Consider the following 6654-nt stretch of genomic DNA (forward strand, 5'->3'; position numbering starts at 1 on the left):
TTAAGCTCCCTTCTTTGCTTTGACTTTGACAGCCGGCTTGACAACGACTTGGCCGTTCTTGGCGCCAGGAACGGCACCCTTCACCAGCAGCAGTTGACGATCGGCGTCGATACGGGCGATTTCCAGGTTCTGGGTGGTGACAGTGACATCACCCATGTGACCGGTCATGCGCTTACCCGGGAACACGCGACCCGGATCCTGTGCCATACCGATGGAACCCGGCACGTTGTGCGAACGCGAGTTACCGTGGGTAGCACGACCCGAGGAGAAGTTGTAACGCTTGATGGTACCGGCGTAGCCCTTACCGATCGAGGTGCCTTGCACGTCGATTTTCTGACCCACTTCGAACATCGAGACATTGACTGCGTCGCCAGCTTTGAAACCAGCGGCTTGAGCGGCGTCGATGCGGAATTCCTTCAGCAGCGTACCGGCTTCGACACCAGCTTTGGCGTAGTGACCCGCACTGGCCTTGTTCACGCGCGAGGCGCGACGTTGACCGAATACGACCTGAACAGCGGAGTAACCGTCAGTTTCAGGAGTTTTTACTTGCGCAACACGGTTGTTCGACACGTCCAGCACGGTGACGGGAATCGAATCGCCGTCGTCCGTGAAGATGCGCATCATGCCAACCTTGCGACCGAGGAGGCCCAGGCTCATTTTTTCTCCATTCCCACCTACGATTGGGCGGGGCTAATTGAACTACAAAAACGCATGGGCAAAAAAAGACTAGCCCATACCGAAGCCGGCTAGTATAGCGCGCGCGTCGAGTAGGCGCAACAGGAGAATGCGAGGAGTAACGCGCTCTGTTGCGTTTTACGCTTTTGGCATGGAGAAGAAAGGAATCCGTTCTTGTCGAACGGCACAGAAAAGGCTTACTTCACCTTTTCTCTGCAGGCTCGGGGCCTGCGATATGGAGGAATTCTGGTGGGCGGTGCAGGATTCGAACCTGCGACCCCTTGGATGTCGACCAAGTATTCTAACCAGCTGAACTAACCGCCCGGGGAGGCCGCATTATAAGGTCGTCTTTTGGTAAAGCGCAATACCCATCCGTGAAAACTTTTCTACGCCCCTCCCTCGGTACAATGGCAAAGCTCACGTGAGCCGATCTGGAAAGGATGTTGAATGGAAGTGATGTTCCTGGATAACTCGGTACTGACCTGGCTGACGGCGCTCGGCGTCGCTGTCGGGGTCGCGCTGGCGCTGCAGCTGACGAAAACCGTGGTGGTGCACCGTCTGGGCATCATCGCGGCGCGTACCGATACGAAGCTCGACGATATCGCCGTGGCCGCGCTGCACGCGACCAGGACGCTGGCGATCCTGATCATGGGTCTGTATGCGGGCAGCACGGTGCTGCTGCTGCCGGCGTCGGTGGACCAGTTCGCCACGCGCTTCGCCATCGTGGTCGGCCTGATCCAGGCGGCAGTCTGGGGCAATACCGCCTTGCGCGCCTGGCTGGCCGAGTATTACGGCGGCAGCAATGCCGACCCGGCGCGCGCCACCTCGGCCGCGGCGGTTGGCTTCATCGCCCGCATGGTGCTGTGGATCGTGATCCTCCTGATGATCCTGGATAACCTCGGCGTGAACATCACGACCCTGGTGGCCTCGCTGGGCATCGGCGGCATCGCGGTGGCCCTCGCGGTGCAGAACATCCTCGGCGACCTGTTCGCCTCGCTCTCCATCGTGCTGGACAAGCCCTTCGTGATCGGCGACTTCGTCATCGTCGACAAATACCTGGGCACGATCGAGCACGTGGGCCTGAAGACGACCAGGATCCGCAGCCTGGGCGGCGAGCAGCTGGTGTTTTCGAATGCCGACCTGCTCAAGAGCCGGCTGCAGAACATGACGCGCATGAGCCGGCGCCGCGTCGTGTTCGGCGTCAGCGTCACCTTCGACACGCCGACCGCCAGGCTGCGCGAGATTCCGCCGCTGCTCACCGAACTGGTCAAGGCACGCGAGCCGGTCACCTTCGACCGCGCCCACTTCAGCGGGATCGGACCGTCCTCCTATAACTTCGAGGTCGTGTACTGGGTCGAGGTGCCCGATTACGTGCGCTTCATGGACATCCAGCAGGAGATCTACCTGCAGCTGCTGGACCGCTTCGAGGAGATGGGCGTCGAACTGGCCCGCCCGGCGCAGACCCTGCACGTGCACGATGCGCGGGACGTCGCCGCGCAGGAAAAGGAGGGACTGGTGGCGGTCGAACGCGGCCCGGCGCCGCTGCCGCCGGCAGTGGGCTGAGGTCTCAGTACAAGGGGGCGGTAGAGGCGCGCACCACCAGCGCACTGTCGAGGGCGATGCTGCGCAGCGCCTCGCCGCCGCCGCGGATGCGTTCGATCAGCCGGCCGACCGCCAGCCGCGCCATCTCGCGCTTGGGCGGCGCGATGGTAGTCAGCGGCGGGGAGGCGTAGCAGGCCGCGCAGATGTCGTCGTAGCCCACCACCGACAGCTCGGCCGGCACGCGCACGCCGGCGCTGCTGGCGGCGCACAGCCCGCCGATCGCCATCAGGTCGCTGGTGACGAACACGGCCGTCGGCCGCCTGGGCCGCGTCAGCAGGCTGGAGAAGGCGGCCAGACCGCCGGCGCTGTTGAATTCGCCGCGGATGATATCGTCGTCCGGCACCTCGATCCCGGCCTCGGCCATGGCGCGCAGGAAACCGCCGACCCGTTCGCAGCTGCGCGGCAGGTCGGCCGGCCCGGATACGCAGGCGATGGCGCGGTGGCCCAGCTCGATCAGGTGGCGCGTGGCCCGGTAAGCACCCTCTTCCTGCCCGGCCAGCACCAGGTCGGCATCCAGCCCCGGCAAGGCGCGGTCGAGCTGGATGATGGGCACGGATTCATGGCTGCGCAGCAGCAGTTCGTGCTCTTCGTCGGCGCCGCTCGCCACCAGCACCAGGCCGTCGATGCGCCTCTCCATCAGCAGGCGCAGATAGGCGCTCTGCTTCTGCGCGCCGCCGTGGGTATTGCAGAGGATGATGTGGTAGCCGAGCTCGAAGGCGGCGTCCTCGATCCAGCGGATCAGCTCGGCAAAATAGGGATTCGAACTGTTCGGCACCAGCACGCCGATGGTGTTGGTCTTGTCGTTCTTGAGGCTGCGGGCGACGGCGCTGGGCACGTAGCGCATCTCGTCGATGATATCCAGCACCCGCTTGCGCACATCGGCGCTGACGGCGCGCGTATTGTTGATCACATGCGACACCGTCGAGATCGAGACCCCGGCGCGCTCCGCTACCTGCTTCATTGTCGCCATCGCGTCCCCCTGAGGGGCGATTATCGCCGATGTGTTTCAACAATCACAACACATTCAGTGCAGGGACAGCGTCCGAACCAAGTCTTTCGGGTTGTCAATGTATAAAAAGATACAGAACAGTCCGCCGCGTTCGACGCCCAGGTGGCGCAGGCGGGCCTGACCCTCCTCTTTCAGGGTCAGAGCGGTGTTCGGCTTGTCGAAAGCAGAGGCCAAGACGCGCAGGGCGCAGCTGCGCTCGATGCCGTGGCGGCTTTGAACTAACAATAAAGTTTGCCACAAGGTCCTCTATGAGGCGGACCGATTCCGGCTGCTGTTCTTGCAAATAATGTTTGCCACAACAGCCCGGCGAACGGTCTTGCACCGTTCACTTGCAACAATAAAGTCTGCCACAGCCTAGACGGCACGTTGGGTGCGCGAGAGTCCGCTTACGACTGCGCATTCAACCGGTCGCCTACCGCCCACCAGCAGCCTTATAGCTCGATGAAATCCGCCAGTTCTGCATCGTAAAAGCGGGCGTCAAGCGATCTGCAAATTGACCTGATAGCTTTCATTTCGGTCTCGCCCCAAACTCCCGACACCGAAACAATGCGTGGATCTGCGCATTCATCTTCATTCTCAACGTTGATCGTGAGAGTAGAGGTTTCGCCTTGCGCCGTTTGGATGGCGGCGGACACAACCTGTTCGACAAAGCCGCGCGGCCCGAGCGGACATGGAACCCAGTCCACAGGCAAAGTGTGGAACGGGCTATCTGCTCTGAAGATCATTCCTATGCTGCTCATCGACTTCTGCCTCTCGAATTTAGGTCTCCGAAGCGTCTGCTCCTGGCCGTACTCGGCCGTTCTGTACGGCACGTTAGAGGCCAGTTAACGGGGGAAACGTCGACTGGTTCAATTTCCGACAAATTTAAAGCCTAAGGAAGCGAACAAGAGAATATAGAACAGAGCAGCGCACGCTTTTTGCCAAGGTCCCCAATCCGGTGATTCTTTTTTCAACGGGATATCTTGCACATTCATTCTGTAATTTACGGTTGCCAATGCGATACCGGACACGCTGAGCAGGAGAGCAACGGCGATGGTCGCGAGCGTGGTCGACGTCGGCGCCGTTGAAAAATTGTAAATAGCAAAAACAAAAGCGCCTAATGCGCAAACTTGTGACAACCGTACAACTAATTTTTTCATCTTACACTTAAGCCTTCATCGATAATGATCGCTTTAAGCCGTACTCGATTTGCCGAGCCAGCAAAGCATATTGCCTAGCCGACAAACTCTTCGACTGTCACGACAGGCAGCAGTCGACCCATTGCGGACATCCTTTATGGCCAGATTTACCTGCTTATTAGAACTTTTCGATTCCTTCTAAAACCGCTTCTCCTGTCTCGCTGTTGAGCAGGTTTTGTAGGTCAGAAACAAAGCGGTCAATCGCATTTGGCTCGACGCCCATGTCTACGTCGATTCGGTTCTTGCTTCCATGCCCGTAGGCCGGGAGGTAGTTCGACTCCAAACGCACTTGACAGGCGCAGCGTCCTGTCGCATCGAGGACTGAGAACGCGAGGCCAAGGTATCCGTAACCACCGGGGATTCCAAATTGGAACTCAAGGGATTTTGTGGGGCCTTCAGGAAAGAGTTCGAGTCGTGAGGACAGATCCTTGAGCGCGTCTGCAGTCGTGTAGACCTCTGATACTCCTCTGAACCCACGGCTGGCTACGTCGACAGCTGCAGTGAGCATGCCGTCATCGGCGTCAACCCCAACAATACGAATCACGATTCCAAATTCCATCGCTCCCCCTCAGGTCTGCGGCCAACAATCTTTGAAGGGCCGTACCGCTGGACTGCAAAGGCCGCTTGTGGCCGATAGCAGACGATCGGTATGGCTCAGTGTACGACCTTGTTGCCACCTCGACAAGTCGCGGGGCATCGGAGTACCGCTAGAGCCCTTGTGGCAGCTTTTATTGTTTTGTGGCGAACTTTATTAGGTTGTGGCGGACTTTATTAGTCCGTGACAGCGGCGCAGCCAGGCAGCGGGGGCGTCGGCCATGTGCGGGCGGCGTAGGCGGCGTAGGCGGCGCGGAAGCGCAAAGATCAGCGGACGCGGCCTTGCGCCTTCCACTCCTCGCGGCGCATGCGGTACAGGCAGTGCGGGCGCAGGCGATGGCCTGGCGCGACGTTCGGATGCTCGAAGATCTCGCCGTCGTGGCGCATGCCGATACGCCGCATGACGGCCCGCGAACGCAGATTCGGCAGGGCCGTGAAGGACACGATTTCGTCCAGGCCGAGCACCTCGAAGCCGTGGGCCAGGGCGGCGCTCGCCGCTTCCGACGCATAGCCTTTTCCCCAGTGCGGGGCGGCCAGGCGCCAGCCGATCTCGACGCAGGGTCCGATGGGCAGCTGCGTCACCGGCACGCGCAGGCCGGTGACGCCGGCAAAATGCCCCTCTCCTTCGCGCAGCTCGAGCGCCCAGAAACCCCAGCCGCGTTCCACGATCTCGGCGCGCAGGCGCTCGGCGAAGGCATCGCTGGCACTGCGGTCGAGCGGAGCCGGGAAATGTTCCATGACGCGCGGGTCGGCATTCATGGCGGCGAAGTGCGGGTAATCGCTGTCGCGCCACTGTCGCAGGCGCAGGCGGGGCGTATCGATGACGATGGATTCGTGCATGGAGCCTCCGGAAAAAAAACGGGGCCGGCCCGCAAAGCGGTGCCAGCCCCGTCTTCACCGGCAGACGAATCCGCCGGGTGACACGTGATTATTGCAGCTTGATTTCGACGTCGACGCCAGCCGGCAGGTCCAGCTTCATCAGTGCGTCAACGGTCTTGTCGGTCGGGTCCACGATGTCCATCAGACGCTGGTGCGTACGGATTTCGAACTGGTCGCGCGAGGTCTTGTTCACGTGCGGGGAACGCAGCACGTCGAAACGCTGGATGCGGGTCGGCAGCGGGACCGGGCCCTTGACGACGGCGCCGGTGCGCTTGGCGGTGTCGACGATTTCCAGAGCGGACTGGTCGATCAGTTTGTAGTCGAACGCTTTCAGGCGGATACGGATTTTCTGATTCGGAGCGGACATGCTATTTCCTTTAAAAGAACGTTCCGGCTTGCGCCGGCAATGTGTAAAAGGTGCTTCGGGTAATTCGGTACTGCTCAAGAGGCGGGAGTATATCACCGTTCTCACTTAAACAGATGGGGACAGACCGAAAAGTCCGTCCCCATCCGTTGTGCCGGTGGTACGCCAGCAAAGGCGCCCACCGGCGAATCACGCTAACCGAAATTAGGCGATGATCTTGGCAACCACGCCGGCGCCGACGGTACGGCCGCCTTCGCGGATTGCGAAGCGCAGACCTTCTTCCATCGCGATCGGGGCGATCAGCTTGACGGTGATCGACACGTTATCGCCCGGCATCACCATTTCTTTGTCGG

At 60.7% G+C, this 6654-nt stretch carries 10 protein-coding genes and 1 tRNA gene; 1 reads left to right on the top strand and 10 read right to left on the bottom strand.

Features of this window, described 5'->3' with window-relative positions:
• The gene (gene rplC / locus AC1DOP_RS15625) at positions 1-657 is read right to left on the bottom strand and encodes a 50S ribosomal protein L3 (protein WP_258844038.1); all 657 of its coding nucleotides are present in this window, start codon (positions 655-657) and stop codon (positions 1-3) included.
• A 265-nt stretch (positions 658-922) separates the two neighbouring features.
• A tRNA-Val gene (locus AC1DOP_RS15630) sits at positions 923-999 on the bottom strand.
• A 123-nt stretch (positions 1000-1122) separates the two neighbouring features.
• Between AC1DOP_RS15630 and AC1DOP_RS15635 the strand changes: the two genes are divergently transcribed.
• Complete coding sequence (locus tag AC1DOP_RS15635) at positions 1123-2238, top strand: mechanosensitive ion channel family protein (RefSeq protein ID WP_477252119.1); 1116 nt, start codon at positions 1123-1125, stop codon at positions 2236-2238.
• A gap of 4 nt (positions 2239-2242) precedes the next feature.
• Here AC1DOP_RS15635 and AC1DOP_RS15640 read toward each other — a convergent pair whose 3' ends face one another.
• From AC1DOP_RS15640 to AC1DOP_RS15675, 8 genes are all read right to left on the bottom strand, one after another.
• The gene (locus tag AC1DOP_RS15640; RefSeq protein WP_442124867.1) at positions 2243-3247 is read right to left on the bottom strand and encodes a LacI family DNA-binding transcriptional regulator; all 1005 of its coding nucleotides are present in this window, start codon (positions 3245-3247) and stop codon (positions 2243-2245) included.
• A gap of 54 nt (positions 3248-3301) precedes the next feature.
• Positions 3302-3526 carry a hypothetical protein gene (locus AC1DOP_RS15645; protein ID WP_442124868.1) on the bottom strand — a complete coding sequence of 75 codons (225 nt, stop codon included), beginning with the start codon at positions 3524-3526 and terminating at the stop codon, positions 3302-3304.
• Positions 3527-3717: 191 nt separating this feature from the next.
• Entirely contained in the window at positions 3718-4026 is a 309-nt protein-coding gene (locus tag AC1DOP_RS15650; protein WP_442124869.1) for a hypothetical protein, read from the bottom strand.
• 108 nt (positions 4027-4134) lie between these two features.
• Positions 4135-4425 (bottom strand): hypothetical protein, encoded by a 291-nt coding sequence (locus AC1DOP_RS15655; RefSeq protein WP_442124870.1) that lies wholly within the window; start codon positions 4423-4425, stop codon positions 4135-4137.
• Between the two features lie 157 nt (positions 4426-4582).
• Positions 4583-5023 carry a hypothetical protein gene (locus tag AC1DOP_RS15660; RefSeq protein WP_442124871.1) on the bottom strand — a complete coding sequence of 147 codons (441 nt, stop codon included), beginning with the start codon at positions 5021-5023 and terminating at the stop codon, positions 4583-4585.
• Positions 5024-5325: 302 nt separating this feature from the next.
• Positions 5326-5898, bottom strand: coding sequence for a GNAT family N-acetyltransferase (locus tag AC1DOP_RS15665; RefSeq protein ID WP_442124872.1), 573 nt, complete (start codon positions 5896-5898; stop codon positions 5326-5328).
• Between the two features lie 88 nt (positions 5899-5986).
• Positions 5987-6304 (bottom strand): 30S ribosomal protein S10, encoded by a 318-nt coding sequence (gene rpsJ / locus AC1DOP_RS15670; RefSeq protein WP_005663509.1) that lies wholly within the window; start codon positions 6302-6304, stop codon positions 5987-5989.
• A 201-nt stretch (positions 6305-6505) separates the two neighbouring features.
• Positions 6506-6654 (bottom strand): EF-Tu C-terminal domain-related protein (locus AC1DOP_RS15675; protein ID WP_477252125.1); only part of this gene is annotated, 149 nt, incomplete at its 5' end.

The sequence above is a fragment of the Massilia sp. 01N410 genome (assembly GCF_056399665.1).

Bases quoted from the DNA above. Each gene is read 5' to 3' on its own strand.
- rplC (WP_258844038.1), bottom strand. From the start codon at position 657: ATGAGCCTGGGCCTCCTCGGTCGCAAGGTTGGCATGATGCGCATCTTC.
- AC1DOP_RS15635 (WP_477252119.1), top strand. From the start codon at position 1,123: ATGGAAGTGATGTTCCTGGATAACTCGGTACTGACCTGGCTGACGGCG.
- AC1DOP_RS15640 (WP_442124867.1), bottom strand. From the start codon at position 3,247: ATGGCGACAATGAAGCAGGTAGCGGAGCGCGCCGGGGTCTCGATCTCG.
- AC1DOP_RS15650 (WP_442124869.1), bottom strand. From the start codon at position 4,026: ATGAGCAGCATAGGAATGATCTTCAGAGCAGATAGCCCGTTCCACACT.
- AC1DOP_RS15655 (WP_442124870.1), bottom strand. From the start codon at position 4,425: ATGAAAAAATTAGTTGTACGGTTGTCACAAGTTTGCGCATTAGGCGCT.
- AC1DOP_RS15660 (WP_442124871.1), bottom strand. From the start codon at position 5,023: ATGGAATTTGGAATCGTGATTCGTATTGTTGGGGTTGACGCCGATGAC.
- AC1DOP_RS15665 (WP_442124872.1), bottom strand. From the start codon at position 5,898: ATGCACGAATCCATCGTCATCGATACGCCCCGCCTGCGCCTGCGACAG.
- rpsJ (WP_005663509.1), bottom strand. From the start codon at position 6,304: ATGTCCGCTCCGAATCAGAAAATCCGTATCCGCCTGAAAGCGTTCGAC.